Origin of the sequence: Metabacillus kandeliae (genome assembly GCF_021166585.1) — a bacterium.
GTDB classification, from domain to species: Bacteria; Bacillota; Bacilli; order Bacillales; family Bacillaceae; genus Metabacillus_B; species Metabacillus_B kandeliae.
The window spans coordinates 1,259,986-1,282,046 of the sequence record NZ_JAJOZE010000001.1; the positions used below are offsets into that span (position 1 = coordinate 1,259,986).

Sequence of the window (22,061 nt, forward strand, 5' to 3'; positions counted from 1 at the left end):
AGAGTAAAAAACCTGTTTTATAACAAAAAACCGGATAATATCCGGTTCTTGTCAGGCACTTCTCCAGGCATCGCTGTCTGGGTTTTCGCGCCATGCTTTTAATTTCTCCAGGTCGCTTTTTGAAACTATTCCTTTTTCAGATGCGAGCGCAATCAGCGCTGGATAATCTGTCAGGGAAAACCAGTTTAGTCCCGCTTCTAAAAGGTTCTTCTCAGCTTTTAGAAATCCGTAGGAGAAGATAGCTGCTGTACCGATCACTTCCACACCCTGGCCTCTTAGCGCCTCTGCAGCTTTAATAACGCTTCCTCCAGTAGAGATTAGGTCTTCAATAATGACTGCCTTTTGCCCTTTATTTGCAATCCCTTCAATTTGATTGCCTTTTCCGTGCTCCTTTGCCTTTCCTCTTACATAGCACATCGGAAGGGACAGCTTGCCGCTTACCCATGCGGCATGCGGAATGCCTGCAGTTGCCGTGCCTGCTATTAAATCAGCTTCTGGGAATTCCTCCTGGATTTTTTTCGCCATCTCTTCGGCTATTTCATCACGGATTTCAGGGTAGGACAGTGTGAGTCTGTTATCGCAATAAATCGGTGACAGCATGCCGCTTGACCATGTATACGGCTGATCCGGCTTCAGTGCCACTGCTTCGATATTTAATAAATGGAGCGCAATTTTGTTTTTCATACTGCAGCACCTTCCCATAATTTTTTGACTCTTATGTATGCAGCAAGCGGGTCGTTAGAGGCAGTGATGCTTCTTCCGACAACGATGGCTGAAACGTTTTTAGTTCTTGCTTCTTCCGGATCTGCTACTCGGATTTGATCGTTTACGGAATCCGTTATCAGGCGGATTCCCGGTGTGACGGTTAAAAATTGCGGAGTTATTGCCGCATGAATTTCTTCTGATTCATGAACAGAACAAACAATGCCGTCAAGCCCGCTCGTATAGGCGTTTTTGGCATAATGGAGCACTGTTTCCTTCATCGGCGTTTGAATTAAAAGTTCTTCTCTGAGCAGTGCAGGCGATGTGCTTGTCAGCTGGGTAACGGCAATGCATAGAGGCCTTTTTGCTCCGCTTTCAGTTCCTGCTTCAAGTCCCTCCAGAGCTGCTTCCATCATGTTTCTCCCGCCTGCAGCATGCACGTTAACCATATCTGGGGAAAATCCAGCAAGGCGCTTCATTGCCTGCCTGATGGTGTTTGGAATATCATGAAGCTTTAAATCAAGGAAAATTTGATGTCCCTTTTCTTTCAATTCATACAGTATCTCTGGGCCTTCTCCATAAAAAAGCTCCATTCCAGCTTTCACATACAGCTGTTCGTTTCCCATTTTCTGAAGAAAATCCTGAAGCTCTTGTTTTCCCGAAAAATCAAGCGCGATGATGAGCGGTTTCTTTTTCATGCTGATGGCTCCTTCCTATGGTTTCTGTATAATGGCTGAACCCGTGTTTTTTTAGCAGGGCCGGAAGGGCATCAATGATTTCCATGCAGACAAAAGGATTTTCAAAGTTTGCTGTGCCGACAGCCACAGCACTTGCCCCTGCATAAAAGTATTCAAGTGCGTCCTCTGCTGTCCGAATGCCTCCCATTCCTATAATCGGAAGCTTGCAGGCTTTGCTTGTTTCGTGAATCATCCGGATCGCTACCGGCTTGATGGCAGGTCCTGACAGACCGCCTGTTCCATTTGACAGGATCGGCTTTCCTGTTTTTAAATCAAGCCTCATGCCAAGAAGAGTATTGATCATTGTCAGCCCGTCCGCTCCTGCTGCTTCAACTGCCTGTGCAATGGAAACGATGCTCGTGACATTCGGCGAGAGCTTCACATAAACCGGCACTTTGGATACTCTTTTTACGGCGCTTGTCAGCTTGGCTGCAATAATGGGATCTGTTCCAAAAGCAATGCCCCCTGTTTTTACATTTGGGCAGGAGATATTCAGCTCAATGGCTTTCACATTTGGTGCATGTGAAACAGCTTCTGAAACAATAACATAATCTTCGATCGCAGAGCCTGCCACATTGGCAATAATGGGCACATCATACTTTTCAAGGCGCGGAAGCTCTGTTTGCAGCACTTCCTGCAGCCCTGGATTCTGCAGGCCTATTGCATTGAGCATCCCTGCTGGTGTTTCAGCTACGCGCGGTGTTTCATTGCCGTACCTTGGATGTTCAGTTACAGCCTTCACCATAACAGCACCCAGTTTATCGAGCGGATACAGCTCAGCAAATTCTTTTCCGAATCCAAAGCAGCCGGAAGCCGGCATAACTGGATTTTTCAGGTTTAAGCCTGGCAATTTTACATCAAGCATCAGATGACAACCTCCTCTGCTTTAAATACTGGTCCGTCACTGCAGATTTTTACATAGCCTGAAGGAGAATCAGGCACATGGCACACACAGGCGAAGCACGCCCCTATGCCGCATCCCATCCGCTCTTCAAGCGATAAGTAGACTTCTTTATCAGAAAACTGCTTTTTTAAAGCGGAAAGCATCGGCGTTGGACCGCAGGCGAACAGAATATCGAAGTCAAGCTCATAATCGTTAATGGCATCTGTTATAAACCCTTCTGTTCCATACGAGCCGTCAGCAGTGGCCACAATCGTTCTGCTCTCTTTTTGAAAAGCATCTTCATAAAAGACGTCATCTCGGTTTTGAAAGCCAAGAACGCTTACTGTATCAATGCTTCTCTTGTTTAACTCCATTGCAAGGCCGAAAAGCGGCGGCACACCGATTCCTCCACCTGCGAGGAGTACCCGTTTTCCTTTCGCAGCAATATCCGGATTAAAGCCGTTGCCGAGAGGGCCGAGAACCTGGACGCTATCGCCAGGCTGTTTTTTTGACAGCAGAGCCGTTCCCTCACCGTCAGACCGGTACAGCAGCACCATCTCTCCTTTTTCCTTGCTGTAATGGGAAATGCTGATCGGGCGCCTTAGAAGCGGTGCATAGCTGTCTGACACCTTCACATGGACAAACTGGCCAGGCTTTTGAATAAAGGAGACGAGCTCGCCTTTCAGGGTCATCTCAAAGATCCGGTCTGCAATTTCCTGATGAGAACGTATTTCCATTCTCTCATTGATGATCATGCAAGCGTCACCTCCTGCTGCCGGATGGGCGCCATAGCGTCTGCCGAAAAGCTGATCGCCTCAAGCACCCCTGCAATTGCTTTTGCCGTATCAAGGGATGTCAGGCACGGGACACCGTTTTCAACCGATTCTCTGCGAATTCTGAAGCCGTCTCTTTCCGGCTGCCTTCCCTTTGTCAGCGTGTTGATGACAAACTGCGCCTCTCCGCTCCGGATAACATGCAGGAGATCAGGCTCGCCCGCACCGATTTTGCTGACCGTCTGCGCCGGAATTCCCTTTGATTGCAGGTAATCTGCCGTTCCGCTCGTTGCAATAATCTGGTAGCCGATTTGATGAAAACGGGAAGCGAGATCTGCTCCTTCTTCTTTGTCTTTATCTGCTACGGTTAACAAAACAGCACCGTGGTTTTTTATTTCAATGCCTGAGGCGACAAGCCCTTTGTACAAGGCTTTTTCAAGGGTGATGTCTTTTCCCATCACTTCCCCTGTTGACTTCATTTCAGGCCCGAGAGTAATGTCTACGTTTCTGAGCTTTGCAAAAGAGAACACGGGAACTTTTACATACACGCCTGCTTTTTCTTCTAACACTCCCGATTCATAGCCGAAGCTTTTCAAAGTGCTCCCGAGTATCGCTTTAGCTGCTAGGTTTGCCAGCGGCACTCCTGTAATCTTGCTGATAAACGGCACTGTTCTGCTGGATCTCGGATTTACCTCAAGCACATGAACATCATCATTTGATACGACAAACTGAATGTTTAACAGGCCGATAATGTTTAATCCTTTTGCAAGCTTAATCGTGTAGTCTTCAATTTTACTTTTTACAGCAGGAGAGAGTGACTGCGGCGGGTAAACGGCTATGGAATCGCCTGAATGGACGCCGGCTTTTTCAATGTGTTCCATAATTCCCGGAATCAAAACATTTTCGCCGTCTGACACGGCATCCACTTCAATTTCTTTTCCTGTTAAGTATTTATCGATAAGTACAGGATGTTCGGGATTGATCTTTACGGCATTTTCCATATAGTGAAGCAGCTCGCCTTCATGATAAACAATCTCCATCGCTCTTCCGCCAAGCACGTAAGAGGGGCGGACAAGCACAGGATAGCCGATGCCTGCTGCAATTTCTGCTGCTTCAGGAGCCGAGAAGGCCGTTTTGCCGAGAGGCTGCGGAATGCTGAGGCCCTGCAGCGTCTGTTCAAATTTGTCCCGGTTTTCTGCTCTGTCCATATTTTCAAGGCTTGTGCCAAGAATGCGGACGCCTCTTTCCGCAAGGCCTGCCGCAAAGTTTATAGCTGTCTGGCCGCCAAATTGGACAATCACCCCGATTGGATTTTCCAGTTCAATCACATGCATGACATCTTCGATTGTCAATGGTTCAAAGTACAGCTTGTCAGAAATGCTGAAATCAGTAGACACAGTTTCCGGGTTATTGTTCATAATAATGGCCTCGTAGCCGGCTTCCTTAATTGCCCACACAGAATGCACTGTTGCATAATCAAACTCAATTCCCTGGCCGATGCGGATCGGCCCTGAGCCGAGGACGAGCACGCTATCTTTTTTAGATGGCAAGGATTCGTTTTCTTCCTCATATGTTCCGTAAAAATAAGGTGTTTCCGATTCAAACTCTGCAGCGCATGTATCAACCATTTTGTAGACAGGCATGAGGCCGCTTTGTTTGCGGAATTCATACACCTCTCTTTCAGAAGTGTTCCAGAATTTCGAGACAGCCGCGTCGCTGAATCCAAGCTTTTTGGCTTCTTCCAGGATTTCAAGACTGAATGGATGTGAGACTAGCAGCTGTTCGAAATCAATGATCTTTCTGATTCCATTCAAGAAATAGCGGTCGATTTTGCTCCACTCATGCAAATCCTCGAGAGACACGCCCCTTCTGAACGCCTCGGCAAGATAGAAAAGCCTTTCATCCCCTGCTTTGACAATTCTTTTTTTCATGTGCTCCATCGTCATGTCTGATGCATTTTTTAAAAAGAGATGGCAAACGTCTGCCTCAAGTGATCTGACGGCTTTTAAAAGGGATTCTTCAAACGTCCGCCCGATCGCCATCACTTCACCTGTTGCTTTCATTTGTGTCCCTAGCCTTCTGTTGGCAGATTCAAACTTGTCAAACGGCCAGCGCGGAATTTTCGTGATCACATAATCAAGCGCCGGCTCGAAGCAGGCATAGGTTTTTCCTGTGACAGGGTTAATCATTTCATCAAGCGTCAGGCCGACCGCAATCTTGGCGGCAAGCTTTGCAATCGGATAGCCGGTAGCTTTGGAAGCAAGCGCAGAAGAACGGCTTACACGCGGATTTACTTCTATGATGTAATAGTTGAAGCTGTGCGGATCAAGTGCCAGCTGCACATTGCAGCCGCCTTCTATTTCAAGCGCACGGATAATTTTCAGCGAAACATTTCTTAATAGCTGATACTCCCTGTCACTCAGTGTCTGGGACGGCGCAGCTACAATCGAATCTCCTGTATGAATGCCGACAGGATCAATGTTTTCCATGTTGCAGACAACAATGGCATTGTCTTTCTTGTCCCTCATTACTTCATACTCAATCTCCTTAAAGCCGGCAATGCTTTTTTCGAGCAGGCATTGAGTTACAGGACTCATTTTCAGTCCGTTTTCAACTGTATCCAAAAGCTCTTCTTCATTTGAGCAGATGCCGCCGCCTGTTCCTCCGAGCGTATAGGCAGGGCGTACAATGACTGGATAGCCCCCTTTTTCCGTAAAGGCAAGCGCTTCATCAAGCGTATGAATGATTTCGCTGTCCGGAACAGGCTCATTCAGTTCATACATCAGGTTCCGGAACAATTCTCTATCCTCAGCCTTCTGAATGGCTGAAAGCTTTGTTCCGAGCAGCTCGACTCCGCATTCTTCAAGCACGCCTGATTCTGTTAACTGGACGGCAAGGTTAAGACCTGTTTGTCCTCCGAGCGTTGCAAGCATGGCATCCGGCCGCTCTTTCCGGATAATTCTTGACACAAATTCCACTGTAAGCGGTTCTATGTATACTTTATCTGCCATTTCAGTATCTGTCATGATGGTGGCAGGATTGGAGTTGACGAGTATAACCTCATATCCTTCTTCTTTTAAAGCAAGGCAGGCCTGTGTGCCTGCATAGTCAAATTCTGCTGCCTGGCCAATTACAATCGGACCTGACCCGATTACAAGGATTTTATGGATATCTGTTCTTTTTGTCATACGGCAGCTCCCTCTCTTTTATGCATTTCTATCATGTTAAGAAATTGATCAAATAGCGGATTGGCATCTTCAGGGCCTGGCGATGCTTCCGGATGGTACTGAACCGTAAAGGCCGGATAGTCAAGATGCCTTAGGCCTTCCACTGATCCGTCATTCAATGCTTTGTGGGTAACCACGAGCCTTGTGGCCAGAAGAGAATCTTCCTTGACGGTGTAGCCATGGTTTTGTGAAGTGATCGCTGTTTTTTCCGTTTCAAGATCGATAACAGGGTGGTTGGCTCCTCTGTGTCCGAATTTCATTTTTTCTGTATCAGCACCTGATGCAAGGGCAAAAAGCTGATGTCCGAGGCAGATGCCAAACAGAGGCACTTTTCCGAGGATACCCTGAATCATCCCGATGGCTTGCGGCACATCTTTCGGGTCCCCAGGCCCATTTGACAGCATGATCCCGTCCGGCCGCAGGCGCAGAATGTCCTCAAGCTCTGTATTGTGAGGCACGACAACAACATCGCAATGGCGTTTATTCAGCTCTCTTAAAATGCCATGCTTCATGCCGTAATCGACGAGCACGACACGGTGTCCTCTGCCTGGGCTCGGATAAGCGGTTTTGGTTGAGACCCTTTCCACCTGGTTTCTTGGCAGAACAGTTGCTCTCAGCTTTTGAAAAGCTGCAGGGAGGTCAGTCTCAGAGCAGATGATTCCTTTCATCGTTCCGTGCTGCCTGATCACCCTTGTCAGCTTGCGTGTATCAATTCCTGATATCCCCGGAATGCCCTTTTGCTGAAAATAGCTGTCAAGGGACCACTCGCTTCTCCAGTTAGAAGGCAGATCGCATAATTCTTTGACTATAAACCCGTTTATAAATGGTGAAATGGTTTCAAAATCATCTCTGCTGATGCCGTAGTTTCCTATGAGAGGATAGGTCATCGCGACAAGCTGACCGCTGTAGGAAGGATCTGATAAGATTTCCTGATAGCCTGTCATTCCAGTATGGAAAACCGTTTCCCCAATCGCTTCCTTTTGTGCTCCAAAGCCTTTTCCAATAAATTGTGTTCCATCTTCAAGCAGCAATATTTTTTTCATGCCAAAACCTTCCCTTTCTCAAAAACAATTTGTCCATTATGTATGGTTAATACCGGCCAGCCTGTGCAGGCCCATTGATGAAAAGGAGTGTTTTTTCCTTTGGAAAGGAAGCTGTTCTTATCAATGTTCTTCTCTTTCTCCAGATCAATCACCACAAGATCCGCCGCACCGCCTTCTTCCAGCCTTCCAAAAGGAAGTCCGAAGCACTTGGCAGGAGCTTCTGTCAGGAAGTAAACAAGTTCTTTTAAGCTTAGAATTCCTTTTTTGACCAAATGGGTATGAAGGAGCGGGAATGCTGTTTCAAGCCCTGTAATGCCGAAGGGGGCGAGCGTCATTCCTTCCGCTTTTTCTTCAAGCGCATGCGGCGCATGGTCTGTTGCGATGAAATCAATGGTTCTATCAAGGAGACCCTCTATTAAGGCTTCTCTGTCTTCATTGCTTCTGAGCGGCGGGTTCATTTTAAAGTTAGGATCAAGGCCAGGAATATCGTCTTCTGAAAGGATCAGATGATGAGGCGTTACTTCTGCTGTTACGCGGATTCCCGCTTTTTTTGCATCCCTGACCGTTCTGACGGACTCTTTTGTGCTGATGTGGCACACATGATAGTGGCACCCTGCTGCTTCAGCAAGAAGCACGTCTCTCGCAATCTGTACGGATTCGCAAATGGAAGGAATTCCTTTTAACCCGTGCTTTTTCGAAAAAGCTCCTTCATGAACAGAACCTTTAAATATCAGGGAATTGTCCTCACAGTGAGCGACAATGGCCATGTCAAGCGCAGCAGCCTCCTGCATCGCAGCATACATGACAGCAGCTGTCTGGACTCCAACGCCGTCATCGGTAAACGCGAAAGCCCCTTTCTCTTTCAGCGCCTTAAAGTCTGTAAGCTCTTTCCCTGCCTGCCTTGCTGTAATGGAGGCATACGGCAGCACTCTGACCGCAGCCGTTTCGCTGATTTTCTTCTGCAGCCATTCCATCTGGCCGGGATGATCCGGAACAGGCCTTGTATTCGGCATAGCTGCAATGGCAGTAAAACCGCCCTTTGCCGCTGCTTTTGTTCCGGTTTCGATTGTTTCCTTATGCTCGCCGCCAGGCTCTCTCAGATGAACATGCAGATCAACAAATCCCGGGGCAGCTAAGGCGCCCTTTAGATCAACGGCATGAGCCTCATCTCCCTGCCATGTTCCCGCGTCTGCTATAGCCTTTATTTTTGTCCCATCGATGATGATATCCTTCAGTTCTGCTTTTCCGCTGCCGTTTAAAACAGCTGTGTTTTTAAGAACATAGAACATGGGCATTTTCTCCCTTCGCTGTTTCGCTTTTTGTTAACGCATGCTTTAATACAGCCATCCTGGCAAAAACGCCGTTTCTCATCTGTGCAAAGATCCTGGACCTTTCGCATTCAACCAATTCATCTGCAATTTCAACCCCTCTGTTTATTGGAGCGGGATGCATGATGATGGCATGGTCCTTCATTTTTCTTTCTCTTTCAGGTGTCAGGCCATATTCGCTGAGATACGTATGTACCCTGCCGAAGGAATCCTGGTGTCTCTCGTGCTGTATCCTGAGGAGCATGACAATGTCTGATTCCCTGCAGGCCTCATCTGTTTTCACATATGTTCCATATGGATTCTGTGCATCATTCCATTCCTCAGGTCCTGAGAAAAGGACATTTGCTCCGAGTCTTGATAGCACCTCTGCATTCGACCGCGCCACACGGCTGTGAAGGATATCGCCGTGAATGGAAACCGTTAAGCCTTCAAAGGTTCCAAATTCCTCTTTTATTGTTAAAAGATCCAGAAGAGACTGTGTCGGGTGGTGGCCGCATCCATCTCCTGCATTAATAATGGAGAGACCCACCTTTCCTTCTAATTCTTTGAAATAAGCATTATCAGGGTGACGGATCACACAGGCGCTGGCCCCGATTGCTTCCAGTGTTTTAACGGTATCATAGAGCGTCTCTCCTTTTTGAACACTTGAAGACTGATGTTCAAAATTCAGCACTTCAAATCCGAGGCGCTTTTCTGCTGCTTCAAAGCTTAGCCGAGTTCTTGTACTTGGCTCAAAGAAAAGATTTGCTATGAACACTGGCTCATTTTTTTTAAAAAGCGTCATTCCCTTTTTAAAGTTTTCTGCATCCTCCAAAATCTCAAGTATCTCTGAACATGAAAGACCATTCATTGTAAGCAGATGCTTCATCATAAACTCTTCCTTTCCGCGTTTGTTTTTTCCATAAAAAAACACCCCGGCTTAAAGCTTCGGGGTGCAGGCAGGAATAGGGGCATGGAGCTCCCCTTTCCTTTGCAGGCACCCTTGCTGAAAGCCTCTCTGGACTAGCTTAAAAGGTGGTTATGCAGTATGCTTTTTCGGCTCTTTTTCATCCAAGACGGTGAATTCGTCATAGGTTCTGCCTGGCAGGATAAGGTTCAGGATGACTCCGATTATCGCTGCAAGGGCCATGCCGTGAAGTTCAAAATGATCATTCAGCTTCAGCATGGCTCCGCCGATTCCGACAACAAGGATGACAGATGAAATAATCAGATTCCGTTTTTCCCCAAAATCGATTTTGCTGTCAACCATCATCTTTAAGCCTGAGGAAGCGATAATTCCGAACAGAAGGATCGAGACACCGCCCATTACCGGCTGCGGAATAGAACTGATAAAAGCTGATATTGTTCCGATAAAGCCAAACAGGATGGCGAATACGGCAGCTCCTGCGATGACAAACACGCTGTACACTCTAGTAATGGCCAGAACTCCAATGTTTTCTCCGTAAGTAGTGCTTGGAGGACCTCCAAGCATTGCAGCAATCATAGTGGCAACACCGTCGCCGAACAGGGAGCTGTGAAGACCTGGATCTTCAATGTAATTCCTCCCTACTACTTTGCTGAGGACAAGCTGATGTCCAATGTGCTCTGAGATCGTGACAACCGCAATTGGGACGATCAGCAGAACGATAGACGGCGTAAGAGCCGGCTGATAGTCCGCAAACGGCAGGATAAAGTCCGGCATTTTAAAGAATGGTGCGGAGGTGACTTTTGAAAAATCCACAAGGCCCATTGAAAGGGAATAAATATAGCCGCAGGCGATTCCGACAAGAACCGGTATCAGGTTAAAAAACCCTTTAAAATAGATCGAGCAGATAACCGTGACAGCAAGCGTGATTAAAGCGGCCGAGAAATTCACAAGGCTGTAGTGCCCTTTTGCATCGTTCATTGCCATTCCAACGGCTGTAGTGGAAAGGCTGAGGCCGATGACCATTATAACAGGGCCAACAACGACCGGAGGCAGAAGCTTCATAATCCATTTATAGCCTGACACTTTAATAAATAATGCGATAAGGGCGTAAACGGCTCCGGCAAGAAAGCTCCCGACCATGGCCGCTCCCGGCCCTCCAGCAGCTTTAGCTGCGATCAGCGGGGCTATAAAAGCAAAGGAGGATCCAAGGTAGGCAGGCACTTTTCCTCTAGTAATCATAAGGAATGTAATGGTTCCAATCCCGCTTGAAATTAATGCAACAGCAGGATCAAGCTTTACTAGAAACGGAACAAGGACGGTTGCTCCAAACATGGCAAACAAATGCTGAAAGCTTAAGGCAAGCCAGTTGAGCGGTTTTGGTTTATCTTCTACATCAAGTACAATATTTTTTTCAGCTGTGTTCATTAAGGTTCCTCCTAGGATTAGGCATAAAAAATACCTCTTTGCAGACTGCAAAGAGGTATGGCAAACTTGCAGCGCAAGTGATGCGCTATCTGTTTGTACCCCCTTTGCAGTCTCTCTGGATTGCGATTAAAAGGGCTTGCTATGAAATTTTAATCTTTTTCAAAAATGGCAACCTGATCCAGGCCATCCACTTCATTCAGGCGAACGACTATTTTTTCAGAGCTTGAAGTTGGAATGTTTTTTCCGACATAATCGGCTCTGATCGGAAGCTCCCTGTGCCCTCTGTCTACGAGAACGGCCAGCTGGATCTGTGACGGACGCCCGATATCAATTAGAGCATCCATGGCCGCCCTGACTGTTCTTCCAGTATAAAGAACATCATCTATCAGGATCACCTTCTGGCCTGTTATATCAAGCGGAATATCCGAGCCCTTAACAAGCGGCTCTTTTGATTCGGTTTTTACACTCAAGTCGTCTCTGTATAGTGTGATATCCAAATCTCCGATGGAAACCGGTTTTCCTTCAATTTGCTGAACTCTTTCAGCGAGGCGCTTTGCCAGGTAAATGCCTCTTGTTTTAATGCCGACCAGAATCATGTTCTCGATTCCTTTATTTCGTTCAATTATTTCATGGGCAATCCTTGTCAATGCCCTTCTGACTGCCTGTTCGTCTAATACAACTGCTTTTTCCGGCATCGTATCCCTCACATTCGCCAATCGGTTCTGGATAAATAAAAAGCCCTCTCGTCCGCATGGGGAGAGAGGGCATTAGTCATTTTGCCTAAAGAAACCAACCAGCATAGAGCCGTTGATACTCTTCCTTCTCAGCCTCACGGGACCGTATTAAAGGATCTTTTAAATGTCATTTACTAAAAATTATTATTTCAGAAAAAGGGCTTCCTGTCAACGATTATTTCTAAGCATCTCAAGCAGTGAAGAGAATTCTTCAGGCAGAGGCGCCTCGAATTCTAAATATTCACCAGTCCTTGGATGAATAAAACCAAGTATCCCTGCGTGTAGAGCCTGGCCTTCAATCGGCAATGTTTTTTTCGGTCCGTACTTCGGATCGCCGGCGAGCGGAAATCCAATGTATTTCATGTGAACCCTGATCTGATGGGTTCTGCCTGTCTCAAGCTGGCACTCTATAAAGGAATACTGGTCAAAACGCTCCAGCACATTAAAATGGGTAACCGCATCCCTGCTTGCCGTCTTGGTAACGGTCATGCTCTGCCGATCCTGCTTGTCACGGCCGATTGGCGCGTCAATTGTGCCCTGGTCATGCTGGATAACGCCATGAACAATCGCCTTATATCTTCTTGTTACGGTCTTCGCTACAAGCTGATTAACAAGTGATTTATGAGCCGCATCGTTTTTCGCTACCATCAGAAGACCTGAGGTGTCCTTATCAATCCGGTGAACAATTCCCGGTCTCAGAACCCCGTTGATTCCTGAAAGATCCTTGCAATGGGCCATAAGGCCGTTTACAAGCGTGCCTGTCAGATGACCCGGTGCCGGGTGGACAACCATGCCTCTTGGTTTATTCACAACAAGTACATCGCTGTCCTCGTAGTAAATATCAAGGTCCATTTCTTCAGGTGCAGCCTCCAGCTCTTCCGGTTCCGGCAGGGTGATTTCAATTTTATCTTCTGCCTGGCATTTGTAGTTTGTTTTGATTGCTTCATCATTCACTGTCAGTCTGCCCTCTTTAATCCAGCTTTGAATCTGTGTTCTGGACCAGTCGCCAAAAGAGGCAGCAGCTTTATCAATCCGCTCATTCTGCTGATCTTTGCCTACTATAAATTCTAATACTTCCATTAAAAATTGTTCTCTCCTTCATTCGCTTTTTTTCCATCCAGGAGCATCTGCACAAACAGCAGTGCGACCCCGACGCAAAGCGATGAATCTGCCACATTAAACACAGGGAAATTATAAGAAAATATATAACTGTGGATAAAATCCACTACCTCTCCTGTTCTCACACGGTCAATAAAATTGCCGATTGCTCCGCCAAGCATTAAGCCGAGTGATACGGCAAACAGCCTGGAACTGTTTCCTGATTTTTGAATGTAATACACAATCCCGATAATAACAGCGATTGTGACAACATAGAAAAACCACATTTTGCCCTGAAGAATTCCCCAGGCAGCTCCGCGGTTGCGGTGTGAGGTAATGTATAAAAAGTTTTCAATAACGGGAAATTCATCCCCTATGCTCATTTTTGTGGCAATGGCCCACTTCGTCAGCTGATCGATTGCAATGATAATCAGCGCAAGAATATAACTTAAACGCCGCACTCTTGTTCCCCCGTCGCTCAAAATAAGTACGAGTAGAATTTTATCATTAGAAAAGACGTGAGTAAAGCGCTTTTGCCATAGGAACACTAAGAATCAATGCCACCCGCCGCTGCAATCTGCGGATTATGATTGCTGGTGTGCTTCAGGATAGTTTCCTGCAGTCACAAGAGGTGATGAAATATAGGGGAGCGATTTTCGTTCATATTGTTCCGAAAAGCTAAAATCATGGATGGTGCGCGCAGTAGGAAGGATTCGCAGTTTTTCTTTAGGGAGCGCTCTGCCTGTCAATTCGCAGACGCCATATGTGCCGGCTTCAAATTTGGATAAGGAGTACTCGACATCGAACAGTTCTTCTTTAATATGGTAAAGAATTTTAGATTCTGTTTCCGGTTCAAAACAGCACATTTCAAACAACCTTGATTTCAATTCTTCCCGCATTAACTCCAGTTCGTAACGGATTGCTTCAAAAAGGCCGCCATGCAACACAGTCATCCCCTCGTTTCCTTGTCGTACCTTTATTCTGTCCTAACAGGAATTCTATAAGCTGTTCATTTTTTTCCTTTGCTGTCAAAGAAAAGTGCAAGCGCCTGTTCAGCCCCGACAAGCGCTGGAGGAAAAAACCGAAAAGTCTGGTCTTTGACTTTTTGGTTTTTTCTGAAGCGACTCGAGGGGCTAGGCGCTGGAGCTGGACAATCCAGAAAAGCGGAAGCCGCTCGTTCAGCCCCGACAAGCGCTGGAGCAAAAATCCTAAAAGTCCGGGTTTGACTTTTTGGATTTTTGTGAAGCGACTCGAGGGGCTAGCTGCTGGAGCTGGACAATAAGAAAAGCGGAAGCGCCTGTTCAGCCCCGACAAGCGCTGGAGGAAAATCCCGAAAAGTCCGGTCTTAGACTTTTTGGGATTTTTCGAAGCGACTCGAGGGGCTAGGCGCTGGAGCTGGACAAAGAAAAGCGGAAGCCGCTCGTTCAGCCTCGACAAGCGCTGGAAGAAAAAACCGAAAAGTCCGGGTTTGACTTTTTGGATTTTGTGAAGTCCACAATAAAAAACAGCCGCTGCAAACATGCAGCGGCTGTTCAATAAAACATTAAGCATAATAGGTTTCAACAATGGAAGCGCAGCGAGGGCAAAGCGTAGGATGATTTTTGTTTTCTCCTACTTCAGGAGTAACAATCCAGCATCTATCGCATGTTTCGCCATCAGCCTTTTCAATCACAATTTTCGCCTGGCCGAAATCCTGTGCCCCTTCTGGAGCTTCTTCATAAGAACCGGCAATACTGAATCCGGACACGATGAACAGCTGCTTTAAGTCTTCTTTTACAGATTGAAGCAATTCTTTCGTTTCGTTTGTTGGGTACAGCTTAATATCAGCTGTCAGCGATTTGCCGATTACTTTTTCGTTTCTCGCTACTTCAAGAGCTTTTAGAACATCGTCTCTTAATGTCATAAAACGATCCCATTTTTCCTGGAGCGCGCTTGCATCTGAGATGTTCTTGCTTTCCGGCATATCAACAAGCTGAACACTTTCTTCCTTCACCCAGTCAATATGGCCCCATACTTCATCTGCTGTATGCGGCAGAATCGGTGCAGTCAATTTCACGAGAGCAAGCAATGTTTCATAAAGCACAGTTTGAATGGCTCTTCTGTCTTTTTGGTCCTTCGCCTCGATGTAAAGAACGTCTTTGGCGAAATCAAGGTAGAAGGAGCTTAATTCAATGGTGCAGAAATTGTGGACATTGTGATAAATGACCGCAAATTCGTAGTTTTCATAAGCATCCTTCACTTTATCAATCAGGGTGTTCAGCTTAACGAGCATGTATCTGTCTACTTCTCTCAAGTCTGAATCCTGCACAGCATCTGTTTCCGGATTAAAGTCAGCGAGATTGCCGAGCAAAAAGCGGAAAGTATTGCGGATCTTGCGGTATACTTCAGCCACTTGCTTCAGGATGCCATCAGAAACACGCACATCTGCCTGATAGTCAACAGAAGCAACCCAAAGACGGAGAATATCTGCCCCAAGCTGATTCATTACTTTTGAAGGCAGTACGACATTTCCAAGTGATTTGCTCATTTTGCGGCCTTCTCCGTCAAGTGCGAAGCCATGGCTTAAAATGCCTTTATAAGGAGCCTTTCCAGTAACAGCTACAGCAGTGGAAAGTGATGAGTTAAACCACCCTCTGTACTGGTCAGAACCTTCCAGATAAAGATCTGCAGGCCGGACAAGATCTTCTCTTTCAGCAAGGACTGCCTGGTGAGAAGAACCGGAATCAAACCAAACGTCCATGATGTCATTTTCTTTCGTGAACTGTCCGTTCGGGCTGCCTTCATGCTTAAACCCTTCTGGAAGCAATTCATTCGCTGTTTTCTCAAACCAGATGTTGGAGCCATGTTCTCTGAAGAGATCTGAGACATGCTGAATGGTTTCGTCCGTGATGATCGGCTCGCCGTTTTCAGCATAAAACACCGGAATCGGCACACCCCATGCACGCTGGCGGGAAATACACCAGTCGCCTCTGTCGCGCACCATGTTGTAAAGGCGGGTTTCACCCCAGGCCGGCACCCATTTTGTTTCTTTTACAGCTTCCAGAAGTTCGCTTCTGAAATCTTTAATAGAAGCAAACCATTGAGCAGTGGCTCTGAAAATGGTTGGTTTCTTTGTTCTCCAGTCATGCGGATAGGAGTGAGTGATAAAGCTCAGCTTCAAAAGGGCGCCTTTTTCCTGAAGAGCCTCTGTGATCGGCTTGTTTGCTTCATCATAGAAAATCCCTTCAAAGCCGGGAGCTTCGCTTGTCATGACGCCTTTTTCGTCAACAGGGCACAAAACATCCAGTCCATATGCCTGACCGACGATAAAGTCATCTTCCCCGTGTCCCGGTGCTGTGTGAACAGCTCCCGTGCCGGCATCAGTTGTCACATGCTCGCCAAGCATGACGAGTGATTCTCTGTCATAAAGCGGATGCTTGGCAATCATTCTGTCCATGCTTTCCCCTTTTACTATGGCAACTGTTTCAGCATTTTCCCACTCAAGCTCTTTCGCTACACTGGCTAAGAGATCTTCAGCAACTACATAGCGGACGCCGTCAACTTCAGCAACACTGTAATTTAAAGCAGGATGAACGGAAATTCCCAGGTTCGCCGGGATCGTCCATGGAGTAGTGGTCCAGATAATGATCTGATCACCCTCATTCAGTACTCCTTTTCCGTCTGTTACTTTAAAAGCAACATAGATGGAAGGAGATCGTTTATCCTGGTATTCAATTTCCGCTTCTGCAAGCGCAGATTCACTTGAAGGGGACCAGTAAACAGGCTTTTTCCCTTTATAGATATAGCCTTTTTTCGCCATTTCTCCAAACACCTTAATTTGCTGTGCTTCGTACTCAGGCTTCAGGGTAACATATGGATTTTCCCAATCGCCGCGCACGCCAAGGCTTTTAAACTGGCTGCGCTGGTTTTCAATTTGCGTCCAGGCATATTCTTCACAAAGCTTTCTGAATTCCGCTACTGACATTTCCTTGCGGTTCACTTTTTTGTTTTTTGTGAGTGCTGTTTCAATTGGCAGACCGTGGGTATCCCAGCCGGGAACATAAGGTGCACAGTAGCCGCTCATGGATTTATAGCGGACAATAAAGTCCTTCAGCACTTTATTCAGTGCATGCCCCATATGAAGGTCTCCGTTTGCATATGGAGGTCCGTCATGCAGCACAAACAGCGGACGATCTTTTGTACGGTCCTGCACCATTTTGTAAATGTCCTGAGATTCCCAGTTTTTCTGCTGCTCAGGCTCTCTTTTTGGGAGATTGCCCCTCATAGGGAATTCCGTTTTCGGCATTAACAGTGTATCTTTGTATTCCATCTTCTTTTCCTCCCGTTTCAGGCTGAATGTTTTCTTTCAATATCAGCGGTTTTAAAAAGCGAAAGCGCCCTGCCTTTTGAAAATAAATAAAAAAGCCTTCTCATCCCTAAAAAGGGACGAGAAAGCTTTCCCGCGGTACCACCCTGATAGACAGCTGCTGCTGCCCGCTCGATTGATCCGTAACGCGGATAAGACGCCTTTCTTACTGTAACATTTCAGAAAGGAACTCCAGGGTGATTTTCCAGTGCCCGTTTGCCGCCGGACTTTCACCGCCTCCGGCTCGCTAAGTGCAAACGATGGGCCATGTACTGTCCCTGTCATCGTCAATTGGCTTATCTATATACTTTTCTTAATTTCAATGCTGATGATAGATGTTGGTATTATATGCGATTAAAACCCTCAAAGTCAAGCGTGATCAGTATTTGGATTCCTCAGGGTCATAGATGGATTCCACTTCATACTCAAGGAGATGATCCCAGTCGTCGTTTTTCAGAAGATCCAGCTGCGCTTCAATCAGCATTTGGAATCTTGTCCGGAAAACCTTTGACTGCTTTTTGAGTTCTTCAATCTCCATCGCAATTTTTCTTGATTTGGAAAGAGACTCATTAATGATTCTGTCAGCGTTCTTCTCAGCTTCCTTAATGATCAGCTTCGCTTCCTTCTGAGCGCTGCGCTTCACTTCTTCGGCAGCTTCCTGTGCAATAAGAATCGATTTATTCAGCGTATCCTCTATGTTCGTAAAATGGCTTAGCTTGTCATCCATTTCAAGGACTTTTGACTCAAGTTCTTTCTTATCGCGGATAATCATTTCGTAATCTTTGATTACCTGATCAAGAAAAGCGTTTACTTCGTCTTCATCATAACCCCGGAATCCTTTATTGAATTCCTTATTATGAATATCTAGCGGTGTTAACGGCACAGAGGCCACCTCCATATGTATAGAATTATCCTTATTAAAATGGCAAAAGACTGAAAAGGCAAAGATAATCCGACCTATTAACCATTATAAAGCATATTTCTACAGTTTTGGCCATTATCCTTCCTTTTCAGGCAAATTTATTTTTGTTTCCCTGCGCGGATTTTAATTTTATCCTTTTTGGTTTTGCCGTCAACGGAAAGAAGCTTGCTTCTCCCATGGCCTCTAACTGACAGCATATCCCCTTCCCGGCACTCAAATGAAGCTTGCTCAACCTGACGGAAGTTTACTTTAACCGCTCCCCCTGTAATCAGGGACTGCATTTTCTGGCGGGAAAGATTGTATATAGCCGCCCCAACCGCATCCAGCCTTAATGAAGACACCGTTGCAGATGCTTCGGAAATTTCCTGCCTTGGTTCAATAATGTCGGAGAAACTGATCTTTTCTAATGAAACGGTCGCTTTTCCGACATGATGGAAATTCATTGTTAAAAAAGGTTCGTATTCTTCAGCAGCGACAATCTGCACCTGCTGGTCCAAAAACAGAATATCTCCGAACTTGGCCCTAGCAAGACCGATGGACAGAAGAGAACCCAGCACCTGTCTGTGTTCCACTGTTACAAACTTTTCAGGATATTGAAGCGAAAAGAGTGAAAGAGAAAAATCTTCAGGCAGAGGGGAAAAATATTCCGGATAAATCAGGGCTCTTTTTCTTTCAGTTAATGGATGCCCCCCATAAAAGGCAATTTTAATTTCACCGGTGTTCCCAACAACTGCTTCTGCAATTTCCTGCTCCCTCGGGTCCAAAAAGTCGGTCAGCTTAGGGCTGTAGTTATTTTCAGCCTGTTCTTTCCAGCCGGCAGCTTTTTCTATAAAAATCCGTTCTTCTTCACGGAAATGCTGAAAAAGATGTTCCATGCTTCATCACCAATTTCTTTCCTATGTATTGTAATTGTGGAGACTTCTCTTTTCAAACAGCTCTTGAAAATAGGCTAAGCTGAAGAAGAATGTTGGTTTTTACGCACCTGTTGGTCTGCGTTCCAGGCGCGAGACTCCTGCGGGAGCAGCGGGACAGGCGAGATCTAAGCAGGCGCTATGGCGCCGAGGAAGCTCACCGCCCGCCTCACGGAAAGCGGACGCCTGAGTACTGTAATCAACAGCCAAATTTAAGAGGGCCTAAAAATAAAAAAAGGAACTATAAGAAGTCCCTTTATGCTAGCATGCGGAAAATGGAATCCAGTCCCGTTCTTGCAAGCCTCAAAACAAACAGCGCCGCAATCGGGGAAATGTCAATCATTCCAAGCGGCGGAATAATCCGGCGGAATGGCTCCAGAAACGGTTCAACGATTCTGGCTAGAAACTGCCCAATAGCTGACTCCCTTCCTTTAGGAAACCAGGACATCAGCAAATAAATAACGATAGACATCGTATAAAGATCAAACAAAGAATTCAGTACAGTATAGAGCAGTCCCATGAATGCATTACCACCTTTGAGCTTCTTCTTCAGCTGTGAACTCGGAAATTGCGCCTGACACATCTACATTGTCAGGTGTACACAGAAAAATATTCATCCCGATGCGCTGAATATCCCCGCCGATCGCATAAACTGTTCCGCTTAAAAAGTCTACGATCCGTTTTGCCTGGTCGTGCGTAATCCGCTGGAGATTCACAACAACTGCCCGGCGGTTTTTCAGCTGGTCTGCTATATCCTGGGCTTCTGCATAAACGCGAGGTTCACATAATACCACTTTAGAGGATTTTTGCACGCTTTGCAAACTGACAACATTCTGCTTGCCTTCACGCTTTGCCGGCGCTTGTTCTTGATGAGCTTCTTCTTCTCTTAATTCTTCTGTTTCAACATACTCATACTCTTCTTCGTCATCAAGTGCAAAAAAACTTTTAAATCGGTTTTTAATGCTCATTTTATACACCTCCTGATTCATTTCCAACTAATGAAGAACCGATGCGGATAAAGGTTGCTCCTTCTTCTGCCGCGATTACATAATCATTTGACATGCCCATCGAGAGCTCTGTGCAAGGGGCATAGCCTATGTTCTGTCCTTTAATGCTCTCCTGCAGATGCTTCAATGTTCTGAAGCAATTTCTGATCTCTTGTTCATTATCGGTATATGGGGCCATTGTCATTAGGCCTGCCACCTGTATTTTCGGAAAATCTTTCAGCTTTTCAATAAAATTCTGCACTTCTTCCGGTTTCAGTCCATGCTTGGACTCCTCCCCGGAAACGTTAACCTGTACGAAGCATTTCACCTGCCTAGCCGCACGCTTTTGAATTTCTTCTGCCAGTGCAAGCCTGTCCAGTGAATGAATGTAATCTGCGTGATCAATCATACTTTTTACTTTTCTCGTCTGAAGAGAGCCGATAAAATGCCATACCGCTTCTTCTCCAATTGCTTCTTTTTTTTCCAGCAGTCCTTCAGGCCGGTTTTCACCAAAATGGCGGATGCCTGCCTCATACGCTTCCAGCGCCCTTACGGCGGTTACATATTTCGTTACAGCAATGACGGTAATGCTGTCAGAGCTGCGGCCGGCTCTTTCGCAGGCAGCATGGATGTTATTCTGAATAACTGTTGCGTTATCTGCTACGTTCAAATGGTGTCTGCCTCCTCTTTCATGCCGACAAAGCTGATCATTCTGCCCGTTTTCCCATTATCTCTCCGATGGGAGAAAAACAAGTCGCTCTCACAGCCTGTACAATAAGAAGATACGTGTATGTTTTCATCTTTAAGCCCGGCTTTAATGAGAAGCTGACGATTTAATTCTTTCAAGTCAAGGGAAAATTGCCCCTTTTTTATTTCAGAGTAGATTTTATCAGGCTCTGCCGCATTTTGGCTGTACACATGGTCCATCACCCTGCTGTCAACCGTGTAGCAGCATGGACCGATGGATGGGCCGATAACCGCAATAATGCGATCAGGATCTGCTTGTTCCTTCTCTGTCCATTCCTGCACCATTCTTCCGGCAATGTTCTTTACAGTGCCTTTCCAGCCTGCGTGTGCAGTGCCGACCAGCTTTTGCTGCTTTTCAAAAAAGAATAAAGGCACACAATCGGCAAAGCAAAGGGCAAGCATAATATTTTTCTCTTTTGTGTAAAGGCCGTCCGTTCCCTTAATGGCCGTGCTGTAATCAAGAGTGCCTTTCCCTTTGTCATCGCTGCCGGCTTTGTAAATGATGCTGTCATGCACTTGATCGGCAAAAACCCATTGTTCAAGCGGCATACTCAGCTGTTCCGCCAGTTTATTGCGGTTCTTTTGCACTGCCAGCGGATCATCGCCGACATGGAGTCCCATGTTCAGCTCAGCATAGCTGCCATTGCTGAAGCCTCCGTCCATGAGTGTAAAACCTGCTGTTACAGAAGAATCCACCCTGTTTAAAAGAGGGATGTCCATATATGTCAACTCTTGCTGCTGAAATGCGTCCGGGTTCATTTTACCATTCCTTACATAAAGACTGTTTTCGCAGAGATTGTTGCTATTCGTAAAAGCCTTTATCACGCTTTTTGCCTAGCTTCGGGGCATCTTTTCTTAAAGTTTTTGCAGTGTAGCTGGATTGTTGAACAAAATATAGGATTGTGAGCAACAAAGTTTAAGAAAAGAGCCTACATAAAAGATAGCTTCGTTTCAATGCCCTCATTTTACCACATCTTTCCCATGGCGTCCGAGTTAAATGAGGATATTTTTATTCGATGGAGGCTTCTTCTGTTCTGCTAACCCTGACTAGAATTACATCTTCGCCAATTTTTACGATATTCCTCCAAGGAATGACAAATTCCTCCTCTTTTCCGAAAAAACCAAGCATTTTCCCCTGTCCGCTGATGATGATCGCCTGGATTTTTCCGGTTGTGACATTGATATCAAAATCGCCTATGCTTCCAAGCTTTTTTCCGTCCGAAACATTCACAACATCCTTTGTCTGGAACTCTGATATGTTCATCATTTTTCAGTTCCCCCTGCCGCAGCGAT

The 22,061-nt window shown here is 46.1% G+C and carries 22 protein-coding genes and 1 other annotated feature; all 22 genes read right to left on the bottom strand.

Going from position 1 to position 22,061, the window contains the following annotated elements; translation table 11 throughout:
* Positions 1 to 51 precede the first annotated feature (51 nt).
* The gene (gene pyrE / locus LRR81_RS06385) at positions 52 to 684 is read right to left on the bottom strand and encodes an orotate phosphoribosyltransferase (protein ID WP_231788441.1); all 633 of its coding nucleotides are present in this window, start codon (positions 682 to 684) and stop codon (positions 52 to 54) included.
* Positions 681 to 1,400: an orotidine-5'-phosphate decarboxylase gene (gene pyrF / locus LRR81_RS06390; protein WP_231788442.1), complete on the bottom strand. Its 720-nt coding sequence runs from the start codon at positions 1,398 to 1,400 to the stop codon at positions 681 to 683. Before pyrF ends, pyrE begins: the two co-directional genes overlap by 4 nt.
* Positions 1,369 to 2,304 (bottom strand): dihydroorotate dehydrogenase, encoded by a 936-nt coding sequence (locus LRR81_RS06395; protein ID WP_231788443.1) that lies wholly within the window; start codon positions 2,302 to 2,304, stop codon positions 1,369 to 1,371. Before LRR81_RS06395 ends, pyrF begins: the two co-directional genes overlap by 32 nt.
* Positions 2,304 to 3,077, bottom strand: a complete 774-nt coding sequence (locus LRR81_RS06400; protein WP_231788444.1) for a dihydroorotate dehydrogenase electron transfer subunit — start codon at positions 3,075 to 3,077, stop codon at positions 2,304 to 2,306. The genes LRR81_RS06395 and LRR81_RS06400 overlap by 1 nt, the downstream gene beginning before the upstream one ends.
* Positions 3,074 to 6,283 carry a carbamoyl-phosphate synthase large subunit gene (gene carB / locus LRR81_RS06405; protein ID WP_231788445.1) on the bottom strand — a complete coding sequence of 1,070 codons (3,210 nt, stop codon included), beginning with the start codon at positions 6,281 to 6,283 and terminating at the stop codon, positions 3,074 to 3,076. The genes LRR81_RS06400 and carB overlap by 4 nt, the downstream gene beginning before the upstream one ends.
* Positions 6,280 to 7,365 (bottom strand): carbamoyl phosphate synthase small subunit, encoded by a 1,086-nt coding sequence (locus tag LRR81_RS06410; RefSeq protein ID WP_231788446.1) that lies wholly within the window; start codon positions 7,363 to 7,365, stop codon positions 6,280 to 6,282. Before LRR81_RS06410 ends, carB begins: the two co-directional genes overlap by 4 nt.
* Positions 7,362 to 8,654, bottom strand: a complete 1,293-nt coding sequence (locus LRR81_RS06415; protein WP_231788447.1) for a dihydroorotase — start codon at positions 8,652 to 8,654, stop codon at positions 7,362 to 7,364. The genes LRR81_RS06410 and LRR81_RS06415 overlap by 4 nt, the downstream gene beginning before the upstream one ends.
* Positions 8,638 to 9,561 carry an aspartate carbamoyltransferase catalytic subunit gene (locus tag LRR81_RS06420; protein WP_231788448.1) on the bottom strand — a complete coding sequence of 308 codons (924 nt, stop codon included), beginning with the start codon at positions 9,559 to 9,561 and terminating at the stop codon, positions 8,638 to 8,640. Before LRR81_RS06420 ends, LRR81_RS06415 begins: the two co-directional genes overlap by 17 nt.
* A gap of 150 nt (positions 9,562 to 9,711) precedes the next feature.
* A complete protein-coding gene (locus LRR81_RS06425; protein WP_231788449.1) occupies positions 9,712 to 11,025 on the bottom strand; it encodes a uracil-xanthine permease family protein in 1,314 nt (437 codons plus the stop codon).
* A 149-nt stretch (positions 11,026 to 11,174) separates the two neighbouring features.
* Positions 11,175 to 11,720 carry a bifunctional pyr operon transcriptional regulator/uracil phosphoribosyltransferase PyrR gene (gene pyrR / locus LRR81_RS06430; RefSeq protein ID WP_231788450.1) on the bottom strand — a complete coding sequence of 182 codons (546 nt, stop codon included), beginning with the start codon at positions 11,718 to 11,720 and terminating at the stop codon, positions 11,175 to 11,177.
* Between the two features lie 207 nt (positions 11,721 to 11,927).
* Positions 11,928 to 12,839 (bottom strand): RluA family pseudouridine synthase, encoded by a 912-nt coding sequence (locus tag LRR81_RS06435; RefSeq protein WP_231788451.1) that lies wholly within the window; start codon positions 12,837 to 12,839, stop codon positions 11,928 to 11,930.
* Positions 12,839 to 13,318 (bottom strand): signal peptidase II, encoded by a 480-nt coding sequence (gene lspA, locus LRR81_RS06440; RefSeq protein WP_231788452.1) that lies wholly within the window; start codon positions 13,316 to 13,318, stop codon positions 12,839 to 12,841. The genes LRR81_RS06435 and lspA overlap by 1 nt, the downstream gene beginning before the upstream one ends.
* 123 nt (positions 13,319 to 13,441) lie before the next feature.
* Positions 13,442 to 13,810, bottom strand: coding sequence for a TraR/DksA C4-type zinc finger protein (locus LRR81_RS06445; RefSeq protein WP_231788453.1), 369 nt, complete (start codon positions 13,808 to 13,810; stop codon positions 13,442 to 13,444).
* Positions 13,782 to 14,423: a hypothetical protein gene (locus tag LRR81_RS06450; protein ID WP_231788454.1), complete on the bottom strand. Its 642-nt coding sequence runs from the start codon at positions 14,421 to 14,423 to the stop codon at positions 13,782 to 13,784. The genes LRR81_RS06445 and LRR81_RS06450 overlap by 29 nt, the downstream gene beginning before the upstream one ends.
* Positions 14,401 to 17,166, bottom strand: coding sequence for an isoleucine--tRNA ligase (ileS, locus tag LRR81_RS06455; RefSeq protein WP_231788455.1), 2,766 nt, complete (start codon positions 17,164 to 17,166; stop codon positions 14,401 to 14,403). Before ileS ends, LRR81_RS06450 begins: the two co-directional genes overlap by 23 nt.
* A gap of 109 nt (positions 17,167 to 17,275) precedes the next feature.
* Positions 17,276 to 17,496: a binding site (T-box leader), on the bottom strand.
* Positions 17,497 to 17,581: 85 nt separating this feature from the next.
* Entirely contained in the window at positions 17,582 to 18,085 is a 504-nt protein-coding gene (locus LRR81_RS06460) for a DivIVA domain-containing protein (protein ID WP_231788456.1), read from the bottom strand.
* 137 nt (positions 18,086 to 18,222) lie between these two features.
* Positions 18,223 to 18,999, bottom strand: coding sequence for a YlmH family RNA-binding protein (locus LRR81_RS06465; protein WP_231788457.1), 777 nt, complete (start codon positions 18,997 to 18,999; stop codon positions 18,223 to 18,225).
* A 292-nt stretch (positions 19,000 to 19,291) separates the two neighbouring features.
* A complete protein-coding gene (locus LRR81_RS06470; RefSeq protein ID WP_231788458.1) occupies positions 19,292 to 19,555 on the bottom strand; it encodes a YggT family protein in 264 nt (87 codons plus the stop codon).
* A 7-nt stretch (positions 19,556 to 19,562) separates the two neighbouring features.
* Positions 19,563 to 20,003, bottom strand: a complete 441-nt coding sequence (locus LRR81_RS06475; RefSeq protein ID WP_231788459.1) for a cell division protein SepF — start codon at positions 20,001 to 20,003, stop codon at positions 19,563 to 19,565.
* A gap of 1 nt (position 20,004) precedes the next feature.
* Entirely contained in the window at positions 20,005 to 20,691 is a 687-nt protein-coding gene (locus LRR81_RS06480) for a YggS family pyridoxal phosphate-dependent enzyme (protein WP_231788460.1), read from the bottom strand.
* Positions 20,688 to 21,527: a peptidoglycan editing factor PgeF gene (gene pgeF, locus LRR81_RS06485; protein WP_231788461.1), complete on the bottom strand. Its 840-nt coding sequence runs from the start codon at positions 21,525 to 21,527 to the stop codon at positions 20,688 to 20,690. Before pgeF ends, LRR81_RS06480 begins: the two co-directional genes overlap by 4 nt.
* Before the next feature lie 250 nt (positions 21,528 to 21,777).
* Complete coding sequence (locus LRR81_RS06490) at positions 21,778 to 22,035, bottom strand: YlmC/YmxH family sporulation protein (protein WP_231788462.1); 258 nt, start codon at positions 22,033 to 22,035, stop codon at positions 21,778 to 21,780.
* Positions 22,036 to 22,061 lie beyond the last annotated feature (26 nt).